A 24,139-nucleotide genomic window follows, 5' to 3' on the forward strand; every position below is an offset into this window, starting at 1 on the left:
CGGTGACTCGCTCCGCCATCGCGCGCATTCCGATACCGCAACGAACACGTCGTGCGTGCAAACGTCGTGGACCGCCGCGCGATCGCGCTGCGAACCGGTTCCCTTTGCCGAAGCCGAAGCCGCATGTACCAACGCCGCGGTGCATGCGCGCGAGCACGCCGATGTCAGAACTGACAGCTATGGAAACTGGCAGCTACCTGAACGGCACCGACGCCCTACGCTCGTCACCGCTCGCGGCCCCACAAGGGCCGGGGCTTCCAGCAACGTCGTCTCTCCTAAAAAGGACTCCCGATGAAAAGGAACGCCTGGTTTGCCCTTCCCCTTCCGTCGCCCCGCCGCCTCGCGTGCGCGTGGCCGCTCGTGCTCGCCGCCGGCGCGGCACATGCGACGACGGACTGGGTCGACACTCACACGAAGGCCTTTCTGACCGGCCCGCAATTGATGGCGCGCAGCGCCGCACCGTCGCTCGAACTCGCGGCCGGCGAAACGACCGACGTCGTCGTCAGCCTGAAGCTGCGCAACGCGGCGCAGCTCAAGCAGCTCGCGCACGACGTGAACCGGCCCGGCAACGCGCATTACCGCCAGTACCTGACGCACGAACAGTTCCTCGCCGGCTACGCGCCGACCGACGCGCAAGTGAAATCGGTCGTCGACTATCTGCGCAAGAGCGGCTTCGTGAACATCGAGGTCGCGCCGAACCGGCTGCTGGTGTCCGCGCGCGGCACGGCCGGCACGGTGAAGACCGCGTTCAACACGTCGCTCGTGCACTTCCAGTACGCGGGCCGCTCGGGCTTCGCGAACGCGTCGACCGCACAGGTGCCGCGCGCGCTCGGCGACGTCGTCGGCTCGGTGCTCGGGCTGCAGAACGTCGCGCGCGCACGGCCGATGCTGCGTATCGGCAACGTCGCGAAGCCTCAGGCGCTCGCGACCGGGACGGCCACCGGCCACTATCCGAAGGAATTCCCGGGCCTCTACAACGCGACCGGCGTGCCGACCGCGGCCGGCGTGAGCGTAGGCATCGTCACGATCGGCGGCATATCGCAGACGCTGCAGGACCTGAAGCAGTTCACGTCGAGCAACGGCTACGGCACGGTCACGACCCAGACCGTGAAGACCAACGGCACCGGCACGACCGGCAGCTACAGCGACGACCAGGACGGCCAGGGCGAATGGGATCTCGACAGCCAGTCGATCGTCGGCTCGGCCGGCGGCCAGGTCGGCAAGCTCGTGTTCTACATGGCGGACCTGAACGCCGCCGGCAACACGGGGCTCACGCAGGCGTTCAACCGCGCGGTGTCGGACAACACCGCGAAGGTGATCAACGTGTCGCTCGGCTGGTGCGAGACCGACGCGAACGCGGACGGAACGATCGACGCCGAAGAGCAGATCTTCACGACGGCTGCCGCGCAGGGTCAGACGTTCTCGGTGTCGTCGGGCGACGAAGGCGTGTACGAGTGCAACAACCGCGGCTATCCGGACGGCGCGAACTACACGGTGTCGTGGCCGGCCGCGTCGCCGCACGTGCTCGCGATCGGCGGCACGACGCTGTACACCACGTCGGCGGGTGCGTTTTCGAACGAAACGGTGTGGAACGAAGGCCTCGACGGCAACGGCAAGCTGTGGGCGACGGGCGGCGGCGTCAGCACGGTGCTGCCGGCACCGGCGTGGCAGTCGGGCAGCAATCGTCAGTTGCCCGACGTATCGTTCGATGCCGCGCAAAGCACGGGCGCGTACATCTACAACTACGGCCAGTTGCAGCAGATCGGCGGCACGAGCCTCGCCGCGCCGATCTTCACCGGCTTCTGGGCGCGTCTGCTCGCGGCGAACGGCACGGGCCTCGGTTTCCCGGCCGGCAAGTTCTATGCGGACATTCCGTCGAACCCGTCGCTCGTGCGCTATGACGTCGTGTCAGGGAACAACGGCTATCAGGGGTATGGCTACAGAGCAGGCACCGGCTGGGATCTGACGACCGGCTTCGGCAGCCTGAACATCGCGAACCTCAACAAGCTGATCCAGACGGGCGGCTTCTGAGCCTGACGCGAAGGCCGGCGCGCGGCGGTCGTTCGCTGCGCACCGGCCGGGAAAGACTCGGACAGCGGGCGGGCGCGGAGCCCTACTCCGTCGCACGCTCGTTCGTCGCTGTCGTCGCTGTCGTCGCTGTCGTCGCGACCGACGCGACCGATGCAACCGGCGCGCCGGCCCGATGCGACGGCGCGAAGAGCCGCAGCCCGCTCGCCACGCTCGCCGCCCCGGCAAAACCCGCCCCGAGCATCAGCGCGAGCGTCGGCCCGTGACGCCCCGCGATCCCGAACGACAGCGCGACGAGCGCCGCGCCGGTCGCCTGCCCGATCAGCCGCGCGGTCGCGATGATCCCGCTCGCGCCGCCGCTGCGCTCGGGCGGCGCGCTCGACATCAGCGCCTTCAGGTTCGGCGACTGGAAGAAGCCGAAGCCCGCGCCGCACAGCATCATCCGCCAGCCGATGTCGACGACGCTCGGCGCCGCCGGCAATGCCGCGAGCGACACCATCCCCGCGCTCAGCAACGCGAGCCCGATCGCACCGAGCAATCCGGGCGGGTAACGATCGGACAAGCGGCCCGCGATCGGCGCGGCGAGCGCGACGATCGCCGACCACGGCGTCATCAGGAAACCGGTCTCGACCGCGTCGCGATGCAGGACGGTTTCGAAGTAGAACGGCAGCGACACGAACGCGAGCCCCTGCGCGGCAAACGCGCACACGGCCGTCAGCGCGGACAGCGTGAATACGGGCCGACGGAACAGGTCGACCGGCAGCATCGGCGCCGGATGCCCGGCCTGGCGGCGGATCAACAGCCAGCCGAACGCGAGCGCGACCGCGGCGGCCGCGAACACGACGGACAGCGGCCCGCGCTGCGCGAATTCACCGAGCGCGAAGATCAGCGACGCGAACGTGATCACGTTGAACAGCGCGGCGAGCGGATCGAACGCGTGCTTGCCGCGCGCCGTCTGCGGCAGCGACGGAATCGCCACGGCAAGCGCGAGCACGCCGAGCGGCACGTTCACCGCGAACAGCCACGGCCACGCGGCCACCGACAGGATCAGCGACGCGATCGTCGGTCCGACCGCGAACGACACGCCGACGACGAGCGCGTTGAAGCCGACGCCGCGCCCGAGCCGGTGCGCGGGAAACAGGTTGCGGATCAGCGCGACGTTCACGCTCATGATCGCGCTCGCGCCGAAGCCCTGCACGATCCGCGCCGCCGTCAACTGCGGCAGCGTCGCCGCGAGCGAGCAGCCGAGCGACGCGAACGTGAACACCGCGAGGCCCCCGACATACACGCGCTTGTGGCCGACGATGTCGCCGAGTGACGCGAACGGCAGCAGCGTCGCGACCATCGCGAGCTGGTACGCGTTGATGATCCACACCGACGCGGCCGGCGACGCGTGCAGGTCGGCGGCGATCGCGGGCAGCGCGGTGTTCGCGATCGCGGTGTCGAGCGTCGCGAGCGCGACGGCCAGCAGCACGGCGGACATCGCGCGCCAGTTGACGGCCGGCTCCCGGGCGCCGGCGGGGGATGCGAATTCGGACAAGATGAGGCTCGGCTGACTGACGAGCGACGCGCGGCGTCGCGGATTGAGCGGCGCGGCAACGGGCGCTCCGAGCGTGCGACGGCAACGGAACGCGCGGCACCACGAGCCGTATTGTTGCAGAGCCGCATCGAACGTGCAGGCAGCTGCTTCGTCAGTCAGCGAAACGAAAGCTTCGGCGCGCCGGGTCAGGCGCGCGGCTTCGTTGAGTGCGCAACGATTGCCGGCCCGGCAGCCGGCGCAACGTCACGCATCCACCCGCCGTTACGACACCGCGCGCCGCGCGTTGCGGCCGCGCAGCCATTCGAGCGCCAGCAGCAGGCTCGTCGAGAAGATGATCAGGATCGTCGCGAGCGCGGCGATCGTCGGGCTGATGTTTTCGCGAATGCCGGTGAACATCTGGCGCGGCAGCGTCGTCTGATCGGCGCCCGCGAGGAACAGCGTGACGACGACTTCGTCGAACGACGTCGCGAACGCGAACAGCGCGCCCGACATCACGCCCGGCGCGATCACCGGCAGCGTCACGCGGAAGAACGTCGTGACGGGGTTCGCGCCGAGCGACAGGCTCGCGCGCACCAGGTTCTGGTTGAAGCCCTGCAGCGTCGCGGCCACGGTCGTCACGACGAACGGCACGCCGAGCGCCGCATGCGCGGCGATCAGGCCCGTGTAGGTGTTCGCGAGACCGAGCGGCGCGAAGAACAGGTACATGCCGACGCCGACCACGACGACCGGCACGATCATCGGCGACAGCAGCACGGCCATCAGCAGCCCCTTGCCGCGGAAGTCCGCCTTCGTGAGGCCGATCGCGGCGAGCGTGCCGAGCACGGTCGCGACGACGGTCGCCGACGGCGCGACGATGAAGCTGTTCTTCGCGGCCATCCGCCACTCGTCCGACGCGATCAGGTTCTCGTACCAGCGCGTCGAGAAGCCCGGAATCGGATAGACGAGGAACGTGCTCGACGAAAACGACAGCGGCACGATCGCGAGCACCGGCAGGATCAGGTACAGCAGCGTCAGCACGACGAGCACGCGCAACGCGACGTACCACGCGCGCTCGACGAACGACATGTGCGGCGCGAACAGCGGCCTGGCGAGTTTCATGGTCGGCTTCCCCTTCCCGTTTTCCTGTCCCCGGCGCTCAGCCGAGGCTCACGTTGGTGCGCGTGAAGCGCCCGTACACCGCATACAGCACCAGCGTCGCCGCGAGCAGCAGCCCGCCGAGCGCACACGCCATGCCCCAGTTGATCGTCACGTTCGTGAAGTACGCGACGTAGTAGCTGACCATCTGGTCGTTCGGCCCGCCGAGCAGCGCGGGCGTGATGTAGTAGCCGATCGCGAGGATGAACACGAGCAGCGCGCCCGCGCCGACGCCCGGATAGGTCTGCGGCACGTACACGCGCCAGAACGCGGCGAACGGATGGCTGCCGAGCGACACGGCCGCCCGCTGGTAGGTCGGCGGGATCGACTTCATCACGCTGTACAGCGGCAGGATCATGAACGGCAGCAGGATGTGCGTCATCGAGATGTACACGCCGATGCGATTGAACAGCAGCGTCAGCGGGTGCGAGATCAGCCCGCTGCCGATCAGCGCCGTATTGATGAGCCCTTCGCTCTGCAGCAGCACGATCCACGCGGCGACGCGCACCAGCACCGAGGTCCAGAACGGAATCAGCACGAGGATCATCACGAGGTTCGCGCGGCGCTCCGACAGCGTCGAGATCCAGTACGCGAGCGGATAGCCGAGCAGCAGCGCGAACAGCGTGACCGCGACGCCGATCACGAACGTGCGGCCGAAGATCGCCACGTAGATCGACTGGTCGGGATCGGCCTGCACGATCTGGCCGAAGCCGTCCTGCTTGTGGTCAAGCGCGGCGAGCAGGTAGAACGGCGACAGCTGGCTGCCGTTCTTCGCGATCGCCTGCCAGTACGCGGGCTCGCCCCAGCGCGAATCGAGGTCGATGAACTTCGCGCGGGTCTGCGCGGGAGTCAGCACCGCGTCGTTGTCACCCTTCAGCGGCATCGCGCGCGCCGTCTTCGCGACGAGCGAGCGATAGCCGGGAATTTCGGTGTTCAGGCGCCGCGCGAGCGCACCCATCGCCTCGCTGTCGGCGACCTTCGTCATGTCGGCCGCGAGTGCGGCATACGCGGTATCGGCCGGCGGTGTCTTGCGGTCCCAGCCCGACAGCGCGGCCACCGTGTTCGGCAGCGCGGTCGCGATCTCCGGGTTCTGCACCGCGCGCGTGAGCAGCGTGCCGATCGGCACGACGAAGATGAGCAGCAGGAAGATCGCGAGCGGCGCGATCAGCAGCAACGCCATCGTGCGCTTGCGGGCCTCGGCGGCCTTCAGTTCGCGCTTGAGCGCGGCTGTCGACGGCGAGGAAGGAGCGATCGTCATCGTGTTCAACGGTTCTCTCCAGCCGGGCTCGATCCGGCGGAATGCCGCGCGACGCGTTCGGCGCGCCGCGCGGCAGGTTGCATCAGGACACCTGAGTAGCGGTTACTTCGTCGCCCACGCGGCGAAGCGCTGCTCGAGCTCGTCGCTGTGGTCGGTCCAGAAGCCGATGTCCTCCAGCACCGCGTTCTTGCCGTTGGCCGGCGAGTTCGGCAGGTTCGCGAGCGTCTTCGCGTCGAGCGACTTGATCGCCGCGATGTTCGCGGGGCCGTACGCGATGTGCTGCGCATACCCTTGCTGCGGCTTCGGCGTCAGCGTGTACGCGATGTACTGTTCGGCCAGCGCCTTGTTCGGGGAGCCCTTCGGAATCGCCCAGTAGTCGAGGTCGTAGATGCTGCCGTTCCACACGACCTTCAGGTTCTTGCCTTCCTTCTGCGCGGCGTCGATGCGGCCGTTGTACGCGGTCGACATCACGACGTCGCCGGCCACGAGGAACTGCGGCGGCTGCGCGCCCGCTTCCCACCACTGGATGTACGGCTTCAGTTCGTCGAGCTTCTTGAACGCGCGGTCCTGGCCGGCCTTCGTGCCGAGCACCTTGTACACGTCCTTCGTCGGGACGCCGTCGGCCATCAGCGCGAACTCGAGGTTGTAGCGCGCACCCTTGCGCATCCCGCGCTTGCCGGGGAATTTCTTCACGTTCCAGAAATCGGCCCAGCCGGTCGGCGCGGTCTTCACCTTGTCGGCGTTGTACGACAGCGCGGTCGACCACACGAAGAAACCGACGCCGCACACCTGCGGCGATTCCGGAATCAGGTCGGACTTCTTCGCGATCTTCGACCAGTCGAGCTTCTCGTACAGCCCTTCGTCGCAGCCGCGGTTCAGGTCGCCCGATTCGACTTCGACCACGTCCCAGTTGACGTGCTTCGCCTCGACCATCGCCTTCACTTTCGCCTGCTCGCCGTTGTACTCGACGGCCGTGACCTTGTTGCCGGTCGCCTTCTCGAACGGCTGGTTGAATGCGGCCTTCTGTGCGTCGCCGTTCGCGCCGCCGAAGTTGACGACCGTGAGTTCGGCCGCCGTGGCCGATGCGCCGACGACGGCGAGCGCCAGTGCGAGCGCGGTGCGACGCGCGGTAGTGCTTGCTCCGTTCATGATGGTTCCTCTCCTCTCGTGGTGGAAGTGGGCAGTTGTTGTTGACGACGTGCTGCGATAAAGCGGGAAAACCCTGTGTCAGGCGAACACGCGCAGGTGCTCGGGCGCGAATGCGAGCGATACCGGCGCGCCGGGCGAGAACGCGTCGAGCGCGCCCGTGCCGAGCGGCACCTTCACGAAGCATTCGTCCTGGCCCGGCAGCGCGCAGCGCATGCGCACGTGATCGCCGAAATAGATGAGGCTGCGCGCCTCGCCGGTCACGCGGTTGGCGGTGCTGCCGTTCATGTGCCCGTTCGCGAGGCTCATGCGTTCGGGGCGGATGCACGCGACGGCCGGCGCGCCTTCGGCCGCGTCGCCGATGCGGCGCCCGACGAGCTGCGTGCCGTCGTCCAGCCGGAATTCGCAGAATTCGCCGTCGACGCGCGCGATGGTGCCGCGCAGTCGGTTGCTGTCGCCGATGAAGTTCGCGACGAATTCGTTGCACGGCGATTCGTACAGGCGGTCGACGGTGTCGAGCTGCTGCACGATGCCCTTGTCGAACACGGCGACGCGATCGGACATCGTCAGCGCCTCGCCCTGGTCGTGCGTCACGTACACGAAGGTCACGCCGAGCTTCTCGTGCAGCGCCTTCAGTTCGTACTGCATGTGTTCGCGCAACTGCTTGTCGAGCGCGCCGAGCGGCTCGTCCATCAGCACGAGCTTCGGCTCGAACACGAGGGCACGCGCGAGCGCGATGCGCTGCTGCTGGCCGCCCGACAACTGCGCCGGATAGCGCTTCGCGAAACGCTCCATCTGCACCATCTTCAGCGCATGCGCGACGCGCTCCGCGCGCTCGGCGGCCGCGAGCTTGCGCACCGTCAGCGGATACGCGACGTTCTGCTCGACCGTCAGGTGCGGAAACAGCGCGTAGTTCTGGAACACCATGCCGATATTGCGCTTGTGCGGCGGCACGGAGTTCAGCAGTTCCCCGTCGAGACGGATCTCGCCGCCCGTCGGGAACTCGAAGCCCGCCAGCATCATCAGGCAGGTGGTCTTGCCCGAGCCGGACGGCCCGAGCAGCGTCAGGAATTCCCCTCGGTGGATATCGAGGTCGAGCGATTTGACGACCAGCGTCTCGCCGTCGTAGGTCTTCCGCACGCCGCGAAAGCTGACGATCACATCATCGGACTTCATCGTGGCTGTCCCCTTGCTGCGCGACAAACGTTTTTGAGATGGACCTACTATACGGCGCCCACGGTTCTATACTAGGGAACCATTTCAATATTCCTAGTAGGACCACTTTGGATACCGTGATCCTGGCCGACTGGCTCTCCGCCCGTCTCGACCGCGGCTCGTCCGAGCCGATGTACCGGCAACTGCTGCAGTGGATGCAGCAGGCCATTCTCAGCGGGGAATTAGGGCCAGGCACAAAGCTGCCGAGTTCGCGCACGCTCGCGGCAGACCTGTCGATCGCGCGCAATACCGTGCTGCACGTGTACGACCAGCTGACGGCCGAAGGCTACGTGCTGACGACGACCGGCAGCGGCACCTACGTGGCCGACACACGGCCGGACGCGGCCGCGATCCGCGTGCCGGGCGCCGCGCCGCCGCCGTCCGATGCCAATGCGGCGCTGCAGCAGGACGCACAAGGCGGCCTGTCGATGCGCGGCCGGCAGTTGATCGAGCACGCGGGCGTGTCGCGACGCCAGTGGGGTGCGTTCATGCCGGGCGTGCCGGACGTGTCGGAATTCCCGAGCCGCACCTGGAGCCGCCTGCAGGCGCGCCTGTGGAAGGAAGCGAATCCCGAGTTGCTGACCTATGCGCCGGGCGGCGGCTACCGGCCGCTGCGCCGCGCGCTCGCCGACTACCTGCGCGTCGCGCGCTCGGTCAAATGCACGCCGGACCAGGTGATCATCACGACCGGCATCCACCAGTCGATCGACCTCGCGGTGCGGCTGCTGTCCGACATCGGCGATCGCGCGTGGGTCGAGGAGCCGTGCTATTGGGGCGTGCGCAGCGTGCTGCAGGCGACCGGTCTCGCGCTCACGCCGGTGCCGGTCGACCAGGAAGGCCTCGATCCGAGCGCGGGCGACATGCAGCATCCGCCGCGGCTCGTGCTCGTCACGCCGTCGCATCAGTATCCGCTCGGGATGGTGATGAGCCTCGCGCGCCGCCGGATGCTGCTCGAGTACGCACGCCAGCACCGCTGCTGGATCATCGAGGACGACTACGACAGCGAATTCCGCTACGGCAGCCGCCCGCTCGCGTCGCTGCAGGGGCTCGACGACGGCGGCCGCGTGATTTACGTCGGCAGCCTCGGCAAGATGCTGTTCCCGGGCCTGCGGATGGGCTACATGGTCGTGCCGGAGCATCTGGTCGACACGTTCCGCACCGGGCTGTCGGAGCTGTATCGCGAGGGCCAGCTGATGCAGCAGGCCGTGCTCGCGGAATTCATCATGGACGGGCACCTGACTTCGCACGTCAGGCGGATGCGCACGCTGTACGGCGAGCGCCGGCAGTTGCTGATCGATGCGATCCATGCGCGCTTCGGCGACGCGTTGCCCGTGATGGGCGACGAGGCGGGACTCCATCTGGTGCTCGGCCTGCCCGACACGTGCGACGATCGCGCGGTCACGCAAAGCGCATTCGACGCGGGCGTGATCGTGCGTCCGCTGACCAGCTATTACAGCAGCCTGGACACCGCGCGGCGCGGGCTGCTGCTCGGCTACGCGTGCGTCGCGCACGAAGGCATCGGCCCCGCGTTCGACACGCTCGCGGCCACCATCGAACAGCATCTGCCGCGGCGCTTCACGCGCGCGGCATGAGCGCGTGCATGATTGCGCGCATTACTGCGCGGCAGCCGCGCCGCGGTCGAGCGACGCCGCGCGCAGCGCTTCGCCGGGCTTCGTGAACACGCGCTGCCGCAGCGCGGCGATCTGCGCGTCGCGATCCTGCGGCGACAATCCGGCCGCGCCGATCTGCGCACGCTGCGCCGCATAGTCGGCGTAGCGGCTCTGCCACGACGCGTCCTCCTGCTGCATCTGCGCGACGCGCGCGGCGGCTTCGGGGCCGAGTGTCTGCGTCAGTTGCGCGCGCATCGCATCGGGCGTCGCCGCGCTCCTCCGTAACTGCGCGATCTGGTCGATCGCGGCCTGCTGCCGGTCGGCCTTCTGCCGTGCCGCGCGTTCGTCGGCCGGCATCTGCTGCGCGAGCGCCGCGAGCCGCTCCGCCTTTTGCGCCTCCGTCAACGCAGGGTCCTGCGTAATCATCAGCCGCGCGAGATCGTAGCGCTGCCGCCACTGCTCGGTGCCGAAGAACGGCTGGCTCCAGTCGCCGAGAGTCCGATACGCGATCGACGCGCGCTGGTCGAGCGCGAGCTGGAGAGCGCCAAGATCGGACTTGTCGACCGCACCTGCCTCCGGCAGCTTCGCGAGCGCGTCGAGATACGCGCGGTATCGATGCCAGACGTCGAGCGCCTCGGGTTGCGCGACCGTGCCGTCGAGCTGGGCGGCGATCTCGCGCACGACGAGCGCATCGAGCGCGGACGCGCTCAAGTCGCTCCGCGCGGTCAGGCAGTAGTCGAAGAAATCGCGCACCGCGCGCGACTTCGCGAGGTGGCCGCCGGTGTCGAGCGGCAGCCGCGGCGCACTGGAACCGGCGAGCGGCGGCGGCAGGCCCGCACTCGCCGGCAATGCGGGCTGCGACGGCGCGGCGTTCGCGCCGCCGACGGCTGCGGCATCCGCCGACGCATGCGTCGCGTCGGCACCGCGATGCGATGCCGTACCGCCCCGGATCGCGACGCCGGCGATCGCCGCCAGCCCCACCGCGCCGTAGACCACAACGCGCCGCGCGAGCGGCGCGCGTCCTTCACGTGTCGTCATCGATCACACGCCCGCGAGCTGCAGCCGGTTCGCGTGCGTGCGGATCACCGCGACCGGATCTTCCGCATACGCGCCGCGCACGCCGAGCAACTGGTTGATCTCGTCGAGATGGTTCCACTTGTAGCTCGTGCCCAGCACCTTCCCGTACAGCGCGCTGCACTTCGACACGAGTCCGTCGTTCTGGCCTGAGCCGCGATTGATCATTACCGTGCCCGTGCCGAACAATGCGAGTGTCGACAGGTCGAGCGCATTCGCCGGATCGATCACCGGGATCGTGCTGGTATCCGTCGCGCCGGTGACGCCGAATGCGGAAACGGTCGGCTGGATCGCCGTGCCGGCCCACGAATACAGCAGGTGCGTATTGCCGCCGACGGTTTCCGTCGGCGCGCCCGTCTGGCAACTGCCCGGCGCGCCGAGGCCGGCACTCGGGTAATTCTGGTTGTACGTTGCGGCCTGGGCGGTCGTCAGCGTCTTCAGTGCGGCGAGCGCGTCCTGGTTCGTGTTGTTGCTGCTGCTCGTCAGGACGCCGAACACATTGACGAACGCGGCGATCACGGACGACGACAACCCGGTCGGATCGTAGGCGAGCACGCCCTGCACGAAATCGGCGAACTCCGAGCCGCGATGCGGCGTGCCGATCGTCGTGACCGACGCGACGAGATCGGGCGCGACGGCCGCGACATAGCGCGACGTGAGGCCGCCCTGGCTGTGACCGACCAGGTTCACCTTGGTCGCGCCGGTCGCAGCAAGCACCGTCTTCACGTAAGCGAGCAGCTGTTCGCCGCGCCCGTTCGGCCCGTCGTCGCTCTGGAACCCCGACAGGTTCGCGACGTAGACGGTCGCGCCGTGCTGCTGCAGGTCCTCCTGGATGCCGTACCAGTACTCGAGCACGCCCGCGTACTTGTCGGTGCCGGTGAGCCCGTGCACGAGGATGATCGGGTAACGCGTCGCCGCGTAGTTGTCCGCCGGCGCGGTTGCCGCCATCGCCGTGTGCGTCGTCGCGAGCGTCATCACCGCGGTCGTCCCCGCGAACGGCGCGACGCTCATCGCGCATGCCACTGCCCCTGCCACCATCCTGGAACGCATCGATCTGGCCATGCATGTTCTCCTGATTATTGTGCTGCCGGTGCGAATGAGATCGGATCGACGCGCACGGCAAGTCGCGAACGGTCGCGGGTACCGTGTGCATCGAATGCGGGAGTGAATCACACGTCGCGAACGTTTGCGCCCTGACTAGACACGGTTCTCTAATCGGTTGACGTGCCCCGCCCGTTCGGGCGGGGGCTGCATTCACGCGCGCGCATGCTGCATCGCACACGCGCGCCGCCCGTCACAGCTTCGCACTCACGCGCACCCATGCCGTGCGCCCCGGCTCCATTACCGGCGCGTTCGCCGGATAGCCGAAGCCCGCGTTGCCGGCGAGGTTGAGGTGTTCGGTGTAGGCCTTGTCCAGCACGTTGTCGACGCCGATCGAGATCTGCACCTTCTTGCTGACGTTGTACTGCGCATGCAGCGACAGCACGCCGAAGCCGGCGCTCGGACCGAAGTCCTTGCCGACCACGTTGCCTTCGTTCATCGCATAGCGATGCTGCGGCGCAACGACCCGCCACAGCCCGCCGGCCGACCATGCGCCGCGCGTGTACTCGAGCCCGAAGCGCGCCTCGAGCGGCGGCATCTGCGGCAGCGGATCGCCGCTCGTCGCGTTGCGCCCCCACGCATACGCGAGCGACGTCTCGACGCGCAGCGGCGCAACCGGCCGCCACGACACGCCGGCTTCGCCGCCCATGATCTGCGCGTTGACGTTGGTTGCCTGCGTGGTCGGGCCCATCATCCCGGCCGCGTAGTCGAACAGGATGTAGTCCTGTACATATCCCGCGTAGGCCGACACCCACGCATCGAACCGGTCGCTCTTGTACTGCGCGCCGATGTCGAGCTGCGTGGTCTTCTCCGGCTGCACCGCCGAGAACGCGTTGATCGAGCCGGCGGGCCCGCGCTTCGCGGAGAACAGCTCCCAGTAGTCGGGATAGCGTTCCGCATGGCCGATCCCCGCATACCATGTGACCGGCAGCGACGCGAGATCGCGCTCGTAGCGCACGAATCCGCTCGGCAGCACGCGCGCGCGATCGTCGTCGAAAGTCGGATTCGGCTTGCTCGCCATCATCCCGCTCGTCGTCGCACGCTTGTCGCGCGCGCTCGCGTAGTCGACCCGCGCGCCGCCGATCACGCGCGACGCATCGCTCGCATACCACGTCAGCTCGCCGAACGCACCGGCGTTCCACATCGTCGCCTGCGCATCCCACGGCTGGTCGCCGTAGTTCTGCCGCCCCATCGCCGAGCGCGCGTCGAGCCGGTTCGACTGCGCGTCGATGCCGGTCACGAGCTTGAAGTCGTCACCGAAACGGAAGGTCGCCGCCGCCCGCGCGCCGAGCGTGCGGCGCCGCACCTCGGACGCCATCCGCATCGGCATGCTGCTGGTCGGGTCGGGCTGCCGCAACGTATAGTTGTCCATCACGTGGTCGGCTTCGTTGTAATACACACGCGCCTCGATCCGGTCGAGCACGTCGCCGAGATGCCGCTTGTCGAACGACAGGCCGAACGTCTCGCGGCGGAAATGCGCGCCGTCCATCCCGCGCCCGGCGTAGCGCGCATAGCCGTCGCCGGTGCCCGCCGTCAGTTCGACGCGCGTGTGATCGTCGGGTGTCCAGCCGAGCGCCGCGTCGGCGTTCCACTTGTCCCATTGCGACGGAACGGTATTGCCGTTGCCGTCCTCGTAGTCCTGCGCATGCGCGTGGTTCGCGGTCACGCGGCCGTAGACGTCCGGCGTGCCGGCCGTCACGTCGACGTTCTGGTCGTTGCGGCCGAAGGATCCGCCGACCACGCTGCCGTCGAACCACATGCCGGGACGCTCGAAACGCGGCGTCACGCGTTCGAACAGCACGGTGCCGGCCGAGGCGCCGGGGCCGTACAGCACGGTCTGCGGGCCCTTCACGACCGTGACTTTGTCATAGCTTTCCGGCGCGATATACGAGGTCGGCGCGTCCATCCGGTTCGGGCAGGCGCCGAGCGTCGGCATGCCGTTCGCGAGCATGTTCAGCCGCGAACCGAACATCCCGCGCAGCACGGGGTCGCCGTTCGTCCCGCCGCTGCGGATCGACGTGAAGCCGGGAATCGTCTTCAGGTAGTCCGCGCCGTCGCTCGCCGGCAGCGGCTGGCGCGGCGTCTTCGGATCCGTGACGACGACGAGCGGCGTCGTCAGCGGCGACGCAACGACTTCGACGGGCGGCAGCAGCGTGGCCGCGTCGTCCGTCGGCGCACCGGCCGCACGTGCGGATTCGGTCGCGGCCGCCGCCGCGGTCATCGCGCCGACGGCGAGCGCGGGAACGGTGAGTTTCAGCATGCGCGGCACGCGCCGCACACGGGAATGGCGCGACGCCCTCGGCGCGCGCAAGGAAAGAATGGTCATGATCGAAAGCCCGAGTGACGCCCTCCACGCGGCCTCGACGGACCGCACGGATATCGGCGATGAAAGAAACGGAAGACAGCGCGTCAGGCGCGCTCGGGCGGTGCGCGTGGATACGCGCGCGGATAGCGGTCGGCGCGCGCCGCGACGGCATGCGGCGCGGCGGCGGAAACGGCATGAGCGGGGACGAAGGCGAACGACGCGGCCGCGCCGCCGATCGCGGGACTGTGCGCGAAGAAGCCGCAATAGCCGCACGCATCGAGATGCAGCATGTGATCGTGTGCGCGGCCCGCATCGGGCGCGCGGTGCGCACCATGCTCTGCACTACAGACGATCGCGTCGGGGGTGGCTGCCTGCGCGATGCGCCACTGCGACACCAGCGGCGCCGCGATCGCGAGCCAGATCGCGAACACGCCGAGCCAGGCGGTCAGGTGACGATGTCGGTGCAGCATGCGCGACGATGCGTAAGCGGAATGTAAAAGCAGCCGAGATGTTACAGAATGTTCGCCGCGATGGCCAGTCGCGCATCGGGGTAAACGGATCGGGGGCGCATGGTTGCGTCAACAACCATGCGCCCCCGGATGCTGCGCGGCTTCAGCGCGCGGCGATCACGGCGCCATGCGTCGCAGCACGTCGTCGCGCCGGATGAAGTGGTGGTAAAGCGCGGCCAGCGCATGCAGGCCGATCACGAAGTAGAACGCATTGCCGATCAGTTCGTGCGCTTCCTTGATCGTCGGCCGCAGCGCCTTGTCGGGGCCGAACAGCGTGAACGACACGCCGATCCAGTCGAGCGACACAGGCTTGCCGCCCATGTTGACCATCATGATGCCGAGCAGCGGCTGCGCGATGATGAAGACATACAGCGCGACATGGGCGAGCATCGACAGCCACTTGAGCAGCGTCGCCTGCGGAATCGGGTCCGGCACGCGGCTGATCATCCGCCACAGCACGCGCAGCACCGACAGCACGAGCACGAACGTGCCTGCCAGCAGGTGCACGTTCATCCAGAACACGCGGCTGTCGCTGCCTTTCGGTCCGCGAATCTCGATGGCCAGGTAGGCCAGTGCCACCAGCAGGAAGATGACCCAGTGGAAGAAAATCGCGGGCGAGCTGTAGCGCGTCTGTTTCGCGAGGATGTTTTTCATGCGTTGTCTCGTGTTTCTCGTGTGGTATGCGGGGAGGCCCGTGCCGGGCTGGCCGGTGCCCGGCGGCTGCCCCGATTGTAGCCTCGCGCGTGGCCGGCGTTGTGCGACCGGATCAAATATCCGACGAATCCGCGCGGCCCCGTTCCACGGTGCCGCCATATGGAAAATCCGCATCGCGCGCGTGCGCGGCTGTGGCACGATGAAGCTTTGGTGCGACGTTGCGCGGGCATCATGAGCAAAGCGATCTTCGTTGCGGCCTACCGGCTGATCGCCGCGTTGCTCGCGGTGTCCACCACGCTGCACAGCGTCGCCGGCAACTGGGGCATGCCGGCCTTCCATCTCGGCAATTACCTCAGCTACTTCACTCAACTGAGCAGCCTGTATGCAGCGGCCATGCTGGTCGCGGGGCTGTCGCGCATCACGCGCCGCGGCTCGGCCCGCTACGAATCGATGCGCGGCGCCGCCGTGCTCTACGTGCTGATCACCGCGATCGTCTACGAACTGCTGCTCGCACGGCTCGATGCGCTGCGCCACGTCACGCCGGCCCTCAACAACTGGGTCCTGCACCGGATCGTGCCGCTCGTGGTGCTGTGCGACTGGCTGTACATGGAGCCGCGCTCGCCGATCCCGTGGCGCAGCGCGGTCGCGTGGCTCGGCTTTCCGGTCATCTATCTCGGCTATACGCTCGTGCGCGGCGCGCTGGAGAACTGGTATCCCTATCCGTTCGTCGATCCGCGGCCGCACGGCTACCTGCCGGTCGCGATCCAGTGCTCGCTGATCGCGCTCGGCGCGGCAGGGCTCGCGCTGGGCATCCGCTGGCTCGGCAATCATGCGAGGCAGTCCGGCGCCGCGGCGCTCGAGGAAGGGTGAAGGCGGGAGCGTGTGCGCCGCACGGCGCACACGTCGTGAAGCGGCGCGTCAGCCGCCGTTGCGCGGCAGGAAGTTCATCGGGTCGACGACCTTGCCGTTCTGCCGGACTTCGAACTCGAACGTCGCGCGGCCGCTCGCGTCGGTGCCCATCTCGGCGACCGGCTGGCCCGCGCGCACCGCGTCGCCTTCGTTGACGAGCAGCCTGCCGTTGTGCCCGTAGGCCGTGATGAGCCCGTTGTCGTGCTTCAGGATCACGAGCGGGCCATACGCCTTGACGCCGGATCCGGCGTACACCACCCGCCCGTTGGCCGCGGCCCGCACCGAACGGTCGGGCCCCGACGCAGCGATCACGATGCCGCGCGTCTTGCCGGCCGAGAACGGCGCAGCGACGATGCCCGTGGCCGGCCATGCCAGCGAGCCGGGTTGCGCGGCCGCCGCGGACGGCTGCCCGAGCGACGTCGCGGCAGGCGGCGGCGCGACGCGCAGCACCTGGCCGGGATACACGGCATCATTCGGCGACATGCGGTTCCAGCCGGCCAGGTCCTGCACGCGCTGCCCATAGGCGGCGGCGATGCCGGCGAGCGTGTCGCCCGGATTCACGCGGTAATAGCCGGCGATCACGCCCGGCGTGGCGACCGACGCCGGCGTCGACGGCCGCACCGGCTGCCAGCTGTCGGTCCACGGCGTCATCGTACAGCCCGTCAGCGCGGCGGCCGCGGCGACGAACGCCGCCTGCGGCAACCAGCGCGCCAGCGCATCGTTGATCGGAATCGTTTTTCTCAAGGGTCCTCCCGGATTTGCGTCGTTGCGCCGCCCACCGCCCTCCGGCGTGCGACGCACGATGTCCGGCCGGACGGCCGGATCAACCAGTATCCGACCGCTCTCGCGGCCGTCAGTTTCCACAGCGGGACGTCGACGCGAACAGGCTCACCGGCCCCTTTTTCGCGTCTTTTTTACATCGTCCCGATCGGCAAAGATACCATTTGTCGCGGTCAGGACCGCGGCAGGCGCCCAAGCCCGCAACATTCTTGCGGCGTCACGACCGGGTGCCGGCGGGCTGCAGGCCGCGCCGCGCGGGGCGTCCCGCGGGCTTCGGGGTGGCCGTCCCGCGGCGGGCAGCCGTATCGCGCCCATGACCGCCCCGCTGCCGGCCGCCTCCTATACTCGGAGGTGCACCACACGTTCCAGCGATAACGAGGAGAAAACCATGAACAATGCGACGTTTCTGTCCGTGCAGCTCAACGCCGAGGATTTCGCCGGTTCCAGCGGCCTCGTCGAACTGCTCAACCGGCACCTGCTGTTCGCGACGGACGTCGCCGAAGCCGCGGACGCCCTCGTCCAGCTGGCGAGCGTCGCGCACCTGAGCGGCGCCACGCGGCACAGCGTCGAGCTGCCGGTACTCGCGATCGAGCGGCTGCGCGACGCGCTCGACACGCTGAGCGGCTACGACGAAGCGTGGCTGCAGGCGCTCGAGCCGGCCGACGCGCTGTTCCGGGACATCGGCCGCGGCCCGCGGCCGCTGCACTGACGCGGCGGGCGCCGCCAATGAAAGCAGCCCGTCGTTCCGTGATTCGGAACGACGGGCTGCATGTACTGCGTGGGGGTCAGATCAGGCCGCCCATGCGGCCGGCGATCGATGACGATCAACGACCCTTGTAGACCGGTGCACCGTCCGACACGCGCTTGACCTGCCAGCCGGTCTTGGCAGCGCCCGGAGCGCCCGATTCTTGCTGGGCGGCCGGTTGCGCACCGTAGCCGCTCGTATCGGCAGCGGCGACGTTCTGTTGCGGGTTCACGCGGGCTTCAGCTGCCTGGATGCTTGCCGGGTAGTCGGTACGGTCGCTGCCCAGCTTGTAGCCGGCCTGTTGCAGCTGGGCCAGTTCGGCCTTCACCTGCGCACGGGTGACGGGGGCGTTCTGTTGGGCGAACGAGACGGCGGGAACGGCGAGGACGGCAGCTGCAGCGAACGTTGCGATCAGCGATTTCATGATTACCTCCGGGATTTTTTTGCTCCGCCGCACACACCATGTCTGCAGCGATGGAACAAAGTTTAGTCCCGAGATCACCTAGGGAAAACCATGAAAGAGCGAAAACACTGTTTCCTCGGAACCAACAATTGCGGGATCCGGGAACGAAAAACCCTACTCAAAGAATAGAATTTCGCAACAATACCGTCCTCGCCTGCCGGTTACGACCAGTTCGCGTGGAAGCTGCCCGGCTTGTCGGTACGCTCGAACGTGTGCGCGCCGAAGAAGTCGCGCTGCGCCTGCACAAGGTTCGCCGGCAGCCGCTCGGAACGGTAGCTGTCGAAGTACGCGACCGCCGACGCGAACGCCGGCACCGGCACGCCTGCCTTCACCGCGGCCACAACCACGTCGCGCAGCGACGCCTGGTAATTCGCGGCGATGTCCTTGAAGTACGGGTCGAGCAGCAGGTTCGCGAGCGCCGGATCCTTCGCGTACGCGTCCGTGATCTTCTGCAGGAAGCGCGCACGGATGATGCAGCCCGCGCGGAAGATCTTCGCGATCGTCCCGAGATCGAGGTTCCAGCCGTACTCTTCGGACGCCGTGCGCAACTGCGCGAAGCCCTGCGCGTACGAGATCACCTTGCTCAGGTACAGCGCGCGACGCACCGCTTCGACGAACGCGGCACGATCGCCGTCGAACGGCGCGGCGGCCGGGCCCGACAGGATCTTGCTGGCCGCGACGCGCTCGGTCTTCAGCGACGACAGCACGCGCGCGAACACCGACTCGGTGATGAGCGGCAGCGGCACGCCGAGATCCAGCGCGTTCTGGCTCGTCCACTTGCCGGTGCCCTTCTGCGCGGCGCGATCGAGGATCACGTCGACGAGGTGCTTGCCGGTGTCGTCGTCCTTCTTGCCGAAGATCTTCGACGTGATCTCCATCAGGTAGCTGTCGAGTTCGCCCTGGTTCCACTCGGTGTACACCGCGCCGAGTTCGTCATTGGTCAGGCCCGCGACGTCCTTCAGCACCGAGTAGCTCTCGGCGATCAGCTGCATGTCGCCGTATTCGATCCCATTGTGGACCATCTTCACGTAGTGGCCCGCGCCGTCCGGCCCCATGTACGCGACGCACGGCTCGCCGTCCGACGGCGCCTTCGCGGCGATCTGCTTCAGGATCGGCTCGACCAGGTCGTACGCGTCGCGCTGGCCGCCGGGCATGATCGACGGGCCGCGCAGCGCGCCCTCTTCGCCGCCCGACACGCCGGTGCCGATGAAGTGCAGGCCAGATTGCGCGAGCTCCTGGTTGCGGCGGATCGTGTCCGTGAAGTGCGTATTGCCGCCATCGATCAGCACGTCGCCCTTCTCGAGCAGCGGCTTGAGCGATGCGATCGTCGCATCGGTCGCTTCGCCGGCCTTCACCATCATCAGGATCCGGCGCGGGGTCTCGAGCGACGCGACGAACGCCTCGAGCGTGTAGGTCGGCACCAGATTGCGGCCGGGGAATTCGGCGATCAGTTCGTCGGTTTTCTCGCGGCTGCGGTTGTACACCGACACCGCGTAACCGCGGCTCTCGATATTGAGTGCGAGATTGCGGCCCATCACCGCCAGCCCGATCACACCGATTGCTTGTTTGCCCATTAGTCAATTCTCCGGAAAAAACGGGGCGCGACCCGAGCCGGGCCGCGCGCACAGGCGAAAGGATAGTGGAAACCCGGCCGCGATGCGCGCTTGCGTGTCATTGCTCCGCGTGCGGCAGGCGGCGGAACACGACGCTCAGGTTGTTCGCCGGCATGTCGACGACCTCGATGCAGTCGAGCCCGCGGTCGAGGCCGAGCGCGACGACCGCCTCGAGATCGCGCACGCCCCACGACGGATCGCGGCTGCGCAACTGCTGGTCGAATGCCTCGTTGGACGGCGCCGTGTGGCGGCCTTCGCGGCGATACGGGCCGTACAGGAACAGCACGCCGCCCGGACGCAGCACGCGCGACGCGCCGGCGAACAGCGCGTCGGTGCAGGCCCACGGCGAGATGTGGATCATGTTGATGCAGACGATCGCGTCGAGTGCCGCGGCCGGCCACGACGCGTCGCGCACGTCGAATGCCAGCGGCTCGGCCAGGTTCGCGAGGCCGGCATGCGCGACCCACGCTGCGATCGAGCGGCGCGCGTGCGCGTCGGGATCGCTCGGCTGCCAGCGCAGCCCCGGCAAGGCCTGCGCGAAATGGACCGCATGCTGCCCGGTGCCGCTCGCGATCTCGAGCACGTTGCCACTAGCCGGCAGCACGCGGCGCAATACGTCGAGGATCGGCCCGCGATTGCGCTCGGCCGCCGGTGCCGACAGCCGCGCGGACGGATCGGACGAAGACGTCGGCCCGGTCACGATGCATGCTCCGGCGCGCTGCAGGCGACGCCCAGCCGCACGTTCAGCGCGTCGAGCACGGGCGCGCAACGCGCCTCGACCTTCAGCGTCAGCATCGGATCGGCGCGCGTATGGCCGAGGTTCAGCGCGGCGACGGGCTTGTCCTGCGCCTGGGCCCACACGCAGAACCGGTAGCCGGAATACACCATCAGCGACGAGCCGACGACGAGCAGCGCATCGGCCGCATCGAGCGCCTGCGACGCCAGCGCGACGCGCTCGCGCGGCACGTTCTCGCCGAAGAACACCACCGCCGGCTTCAGCAGCCCGCCACAGGCCGGGCAGGCCGGAATGCGGAACGTGTCGAGCGCGGCCCATTCGAGATGCGCGTCGCCGTCGGCGGCAGGCTCCGCCTGCGCGCCGAGCAGCTCGGGGTTGTCCGTTTCGAGCACGGCCTGGATCGTCGCGCGCGCGTGATGGGCGCCGCAGTCGAGGCACGTGACGCCGTTGATGCCGCCATGCAGTTCGATCACATCGCCGCTTCCCGCACGCTGGTGCAGCCCGTCGACGTTCTGCGTGACGAGGCGCTCGATCCGGCCGGTGCCGCCGAGCCGCGCGAGCGCGACATGCGAGCGGTTCGGCTGCGCACGGCCCACCACGGGCCAGCCGATCATGCTGCGCGCCCAGTAGCGCCGGCGCGCAGCGTCGGAACCGAGGAATTCGTGGAGCTGGATCGGCGGCGAGCGCATCCATTGACCATTGCGGTCGCGATAGCCGGGAATGCCGGAATCCGTGCTGATGCCGGCACCGGTCAGCACGAGCAGCCGCGGATGGCGCTCGACGAACGCGTGCAGCGCATCGAGCGCGGCCGGTTCGATGGCGGCGGATGAGGGGTCGGGCAAGGTGATGTCGTTCATGTCGGCGGCGCGTGATCGGGCGCGGTGGCCGCCGTGCGGCCGGCGCGCCAGCACATGATACAGAACGCCGCGCGATCCGGCCGGCGGTCCGCGCGCGACACCGGCGCCGCAAAAAAAGACGCCCATCGGCCACATGGCGATGGGCGCATCAACAATTGATCCATCGGGGTAGTGGATCAACTGACAGCACAATGTCGTCGGATCCGCCGCCGCGCCGCCGGCAGACCTTCCCCGGGACTACACCTTCGAATTCCTGATATTGCCCTGATGTTTGCGAGGATCGCCGCGCGGCACGGCGCACGGCACACGCACGCATGCATCGCGTGCGGCGCGCCTGCGTTTCGCGCGTCGGCATGACGATCCGGAAGTCATGGTCGCCCATCCGCGCGCACCGGCGGTTCATCCCCGACGGCCGACCGGCACGGGTCGGCCTCGTGCGTCACGCCTGCACGTCGTCGTTCGGAACGAACCGGATGGGTCCGGATGAAACGAAAAGCCGCGCGCTCATGTCGCCGTAATCAACGGCGATGCGAAGTCACGGGCAGGTCGGCGATTCATGTTTGCAACATGGCACGTTGCGATTCGGTCTGTTCTCATTCTCTTGTCCCCGTCTTCGATGTGTCCGACCTACTGAAGCGATGGCCGTGCCCCTACTGCGCCGGCGATCGCGCTCACGGCGCATACAGACATGCAAGGAGCGCACCATGCTTCGCTGTGCAAGGCCGCGCGGGCCTTGAAATGACCCCGATGCAAATCGCACGGCGACAGACAGGCGCGAACGTTTCGAAAGTGAAACGATGGGAAACGGCCCGCGCGATCGATCGCGCCGGACACGACGCCGGTGTTGCACGCATGTGACGCGTGCGCCGGCGGGGCGTTTGCGCCTGTTCGATGCCGACGATCCGCTTACAGTCGCCCGACCCTGGCCGCGCACGCATGGTCGAACGCGCTCGTCGAACCTGCGAGCGCGGCCTGCAACCACGGACAGCACCCTGCTCGCCGCAAGACCGACCACCACGCGCTGAAGTACGTCTATGCCGATTGATTGCCCGATGACCGAAGGCGCCGATCATGCCGGAACCGCCGATACCGCCGATGCCGCCGCGCGTCGCAGGCGGCGCGCAAACACGTTAGCATTCGGACACGGTGCGGCGCGCGCACCGGCTTCGCCCCGTCTCCAAGGAATGGACATGACCCTGCCCGCCTCCGGCCGCGCCGACGTCGCACGGCGCGTCTTCTCGGCCGAGCGGCTGTCGATCGGCCTGACGCTGCCGCTGCTGCGCAGCGGCCATACCGTCGCAGATTTCAACGAGCAGCTCGACCTCGCGGCGCTGGCCGATTCGCTCGGCTTTCGCGCACTGTGGGTTCGCGACGTGCCGCTGAACAGCGCCGATTATCCCGACCCGGTCGGACATCTCGATCCGTGGGTGCTGCTCGGCGCGCTCGCGTCGCGCACGCGCCGGATCGTGCTTGCCAGTGGCGCGATCGTGCTGCCGCTGCGTCATCCGCTGCACATCGCGAAAGGCGCGCTGTCGGTCGCGACGCTGTCCGGCGGGCGCTTCATCCTCGGCCTCGGCTCCGGCGACCGGCCGCCCGAATATGCGGCGTTCGGCGTCGACGCGCAAACGCGGCGCAACCGGTATCGCCGGCATTGGGACATCGTCGCGGCCGCGCTCGGCGTGCCGTCCCGCGTGCTGCCCGACGAGACGCCGCCCGACGCGCCCGACTTCACGCTGCTGCCGCACGGCGACGACGCGGTGCCGATGCTTGCCGTCGGCTCCGGCGGACAGAGCGTCGACTGGATCGCACGGAACGCGATCGGCTGGATGACCTATCATCGCGACCCGGACACGCAGCGCGCTCGTTATTCGATGTGGCGCGCGGCCGTCGACCGGCTCGCACCGCCGGGCTTTCGCGCGTTCGGCGTATCGATGCGGCTCGATCTCGATGCGAATCGCGATGCTCCGCCCACCGCGCTGCCGCTCGGCTACGCGACCGGTCGGAATGCGCTCATCGACATCCTGCGCGACATGCGGGCAGCCGGGACGCACCACGTCACGCTGAATCCCGGTTCCGACCGGTCCGTGCGCGAGGTCATCGAGGAAATCGCCGAGCATGTATTGCCGGTCTTCCACGACCATCAGGGTTGATTCATAAGGAATCCAGAATTCCTTGTCCATGGCCCCATAGCCGAAGCCGTGGTTGGCAACGGATCGATTCACCGGCGAGCACGTTTCGTTCCCGATCTTGCGCTTGCGCCGGGACCGCATGCCAACACCCCGACGACCTGCCCGCATGACGGATCGTGAACGGCCGGCCCGAGACACCGCCACGCGGAAGGAACCGCACGGCAGCGCGCAAACGCCCGCACCGCTTGCCGCATGCCCGATTCGAATATTCGTCGATGGAACTATCCGGTTCCGATGGCAATCATGTTAACTTCCGTCCATCGTCCAGACCGG

20 protein-coding genes are annotated in these 24,139 nt (G+C 68.2%); 5 read left to right on the forward strand and 15 right to left on the reverse strand.

All coding sequences use genetic code 11. From position 1 onward, the window contains the following. Window positions 1-291 precede the first annotated feature (291 nt). Window positions 292-2,031 carry a S53 family serine peptidase gene (locus tag U4Y91_RS26925; RefSeq protein ID WP_321807642.1) on the forward strand — a complete coding sequence of 580 codons (1,740 nt, stop codon included), beginning with the start codon at window positions 292-294 and terminating at the stop codon, window positions 2,029-2,031. 82 nt (window positions 2,032-2,113) lie between these two features. Here U4Y91_RS26925 and U4Y91_RS26930 read toward each other — a convergent pair whose 3' ends face one another. The 5 genes from U4Y91_RS26930 to U4Y91_RS26950 form a co-directional block, all read right to left on the reverse strand. Then, on the reverse strand, window positions 2,114-3,568 hold the full coding sequence (locus tag U4Y91_RS26930) for an MFS transporter (protein WP_321807643.1): 1,455 nt from the start codon (window positions 3,566-3,568) through the stop codon (window positions 2,114-2,116). A 261-nt stretch (window positions 3,569-3,829) separates the two neighbouring features. Next, window positions 3,830-4,666: an ABC transporter permease gene (locus U4Y91_RS26935; RefSeq protein ID WP_040141016.1), complete on the reverse strand. Its 837-nt coding sequence runs from the start codon at window positions 4,664-4,666 to the stop codon at window positions 3,830-3,832. A 37-nt stretch (window positions 4,667-4,703) separates the two neighbouring features. Further along, window positions 4,704-5,960: an ABC transporter permease gene (locus tag U4Y91_RS26940; RefSeq protein WP_321807744.1), complete on the reverse strand. Its 1,257-nt coding sequence runs from the start codon at window positions 5,958-5,960 to the stop codon at window positions 4,704-4,706. A 102-nt stretch (window positions 5,961-6,062) separates the two neighbouring features. After that, entirely contained in the window at window positions 6,063-7,109 is a 1,047-nt protein-coding gene (locus tag U4Y91_RS26945) for an ABC transporter substrate-binding protein (RefSeq protein ID WP_321807644.1), read from the reverse strand. 78 nt (window positions 7,110-7,187) lie between these two features. Next, entirely contained in the window at window positions 7,188-8,282 is a 1,095-nt protein-coding gene (locus tag U4Y91_RS26950; protein WP_321807645.1) for an ABC transporter ATP-binding protein, read from the reverse strand. 107 nt (window positions 8,283-8,389) lie between these two features. On the opposite strand from U4Y91_RS26950, the gene U4Y91_RS26955 reads away from it, so the two are divergent. Further along, window positions 8,390-9,913, forward strand: coding sequence for a PLP-dependent aminotransferase family protein (locus tag U4Y91_RS26955; RefSeq protein WP_321807646.1), 1,524 nt, complete (start codon window positions 8,390-8,392; stop codon window positions 9,911-9,913). Window positions 9,914-9,934: 21 nt separating this feature from the next. On the opposite strand, the gene U4Y91_RS26960 is transcribed toward U4Y91_RS26955, so the two are convergent. From U4Y91_RS26960 to U4Y91_RS26980, 5 genes are all read right to left on the reverse strand, one after another. Then, the gene (locus U4Y91_RS26960) at window positions 9,935-10,969 is read right to left on the reverse strand and encodes a lipase secretion chaperone (RefSeq protein ID WP_321807647.1); all 1,035 of its coding nucleotides are present in this window, start codon (window positions 10,967-10,969) and stop codon (window positions 9,935-9,937) included. A gap of 3 nt (window positions 10,970-10,972) precedes the next feature. After that, window positions 10,973-12,067, reverse strand: a complete 1,095-nt coding sequence (locus U4Y91_RS26965) for a triacylglycerol lipase (protein WP_321807648.1) — start codon at window positions 12,065-12,067, stop codon at window positions 10,973-10,975. Window positions 12,068-12,299: 232 nt separating this feature from the next. Next, entirely contained in the window at window positions 12,300-14,432 is a 2,133-nt protein-coding gene (locus U4Y91_RS26970) for a TonB-dependent copper receptor (RefSeq protein WP_321807649.1), read from the reverse strand. Window positions 14,433-14,515: 83 nt separating this feature from the next. Then, complete coding sequence (locus U4Y91_RS26975; RefSeq protein WP_321807650.1) at window positions 14,516-14,881, reverse strand: DUF2946 domain-containing protein; 366 nt, start codon at window positions 14,879-14,881, stop codon at window positions 14,516-14,518. A gap of 156 nt (window positions 14,882-15,037) precedes the next feature. Then, a complete protein-coding gene (locus tag U4Y91_RS26980) occupies window positions 15,038-15,574 on the reverse strand; it encodes a cytochrome b (protein WP_321807651.1) in 537 nt (178 codons plus the stop codon). A 231-nt stretch (window positions 15,575-15,805) separates the two neighbouring features. Between U4Y91_RS26980 and U4Y91_RS26985 the strand changes: the two genes are divergently transcribed. Next, complete coding sequence (locus U4Y91_RS26985; RefSeq protein WP_321807652.1) at window positions 15,806-16,444, forward strand: Pr6Pr family membrane protein; 639 nt, start codon at window positions 15,806-15,808, stop codon at window positions 16,442-16,444. Between the two features lie 48 nt (window positions 16,445-16,492). On the opposite strand, the gene U4Y91_RS26990 is transcribed toward U4Y91_RS26985, so the two are convergent. Further along, window positions 16,493-17,227, reverse strand: a complete 735-nt coding sequence (locus tag U4Y91_RS26990; RefSeq protein WP_321807653.1) for a peptidoglycan DD-metalloendopeptidase family protein — start codon at window positions 17,225-17,227, stop codon at window positions 16,493-16,495. Window positions 17,228-17,651: 424 nt separating this feature from the next. Here U4Y91_RS26990 and U4Y91_RS26995 point away from each other — a divergent pair, with 424 nt between their 5' ends. Then, window positions 17,652-17,972: a hypothetical protein gene (locus tag U4Y91_RS26995; protein WP_006760526.1), complete on the forward strand. Its 321-nt coding sequence runs from the start codon at window positions 17,652-17,654 to the stop codon at window positions 17,970-17,972. A gap of 115 nt (window positions 17,973-18,087) precedes the next feature. Here the strand turns inward: U4Y91_RS26995 and U4Y91_RS27000 are convergent, their stop codons facing one another. The 4 genes from U4Y91_RS27000 to U4Y91_RS27015 all read right to left on the reverse strand — a co-directional run bounded on the left by U4Y91_RS27000 (window position 18,088) and on the right by U4Y91_RS27015 (window position 21,677). Next, window positions 18,088-18,432: a DUF4148 domain-containing protein gene (locus U4Y91_RS27000; protein ID WP_321807654.1), complete on the reverse strand. Its 345-nt coding sequence runs from the start codon at window positions 18,430-18,432 to the stop codon at window positions 18,088-18,090. Between the two features lie 200 nt (window positions 18,433-18,632). Continuing rightward, the gene (gene gndA / locus U4Y91_RS27005; protein WP_321807655.1) at window positions 18,633-20,045 is read right to left on the reverse strand and encodes an NADP-dependent phosphogluconate dehydrogenase; all 1,413 of its coding nucleotides are present in this window, start codon (window positions 20,043-20,045) and stop codon (window positions 18,633-18,635) included. Window positions 20,046-20,142: 97 nt separating this feature from the next. Next, window positions 20,143-20,784: a DUF938 domain-containing protein gene (locus tag U4Y91_RS27010; RefSeq protein ID WP_321807656.1), complete on the reverse strand. Its 642-nt coding sequence runs from the start codon at window positions 20,782-20,784 to the stop codon at window positions 20,143-20,145. Beyond that, window positions 20,781-21,677 (reverse strand): NAD-dependent protein deacetylase, encoded by an 897-nt coding sequence (locus tag U4Y91_RS27015; protein WP_321807657.1) that lies wholly within the window; start codon window positions 21,675-21,677, stop codon window positions 20,781-20,783. The genes U4Y91_RS27010 and U4Y91_RS27015 overlap by 4 nt, the downstream gene beginning before the upstream one ends. Before the next feature lie 1,190 nt (window positions 21,678-22,867). Here U4Y91_RS27015 and U4Y91_RS27020 point away from each other — a divergent pair. Next, window positions 22,868-23,827: an LLM class oxidoreductase gene (locus tag U4Y91_RS27020; RefSeq protein WP_321807658.1), complete on the forward strand. Its 960-nt coding sequence runs from the start codon at window positions 22,868-22,870 to the stop codon at window positions 23,825-23,827. The last annotated feature ends 312 nt before the right edge of the window (window positions 23,828-24,139 follow it).

The organism is Burkholderia sp. BCC1993 (assembly GCF_905339865.1).
In the GTDB taxonomy this organism is placed as follows: Bacteria; Pseudomonadota; Gammaproteobacteria; order Burkholderiales; family Burkholderiaceae; genus Burkholderia.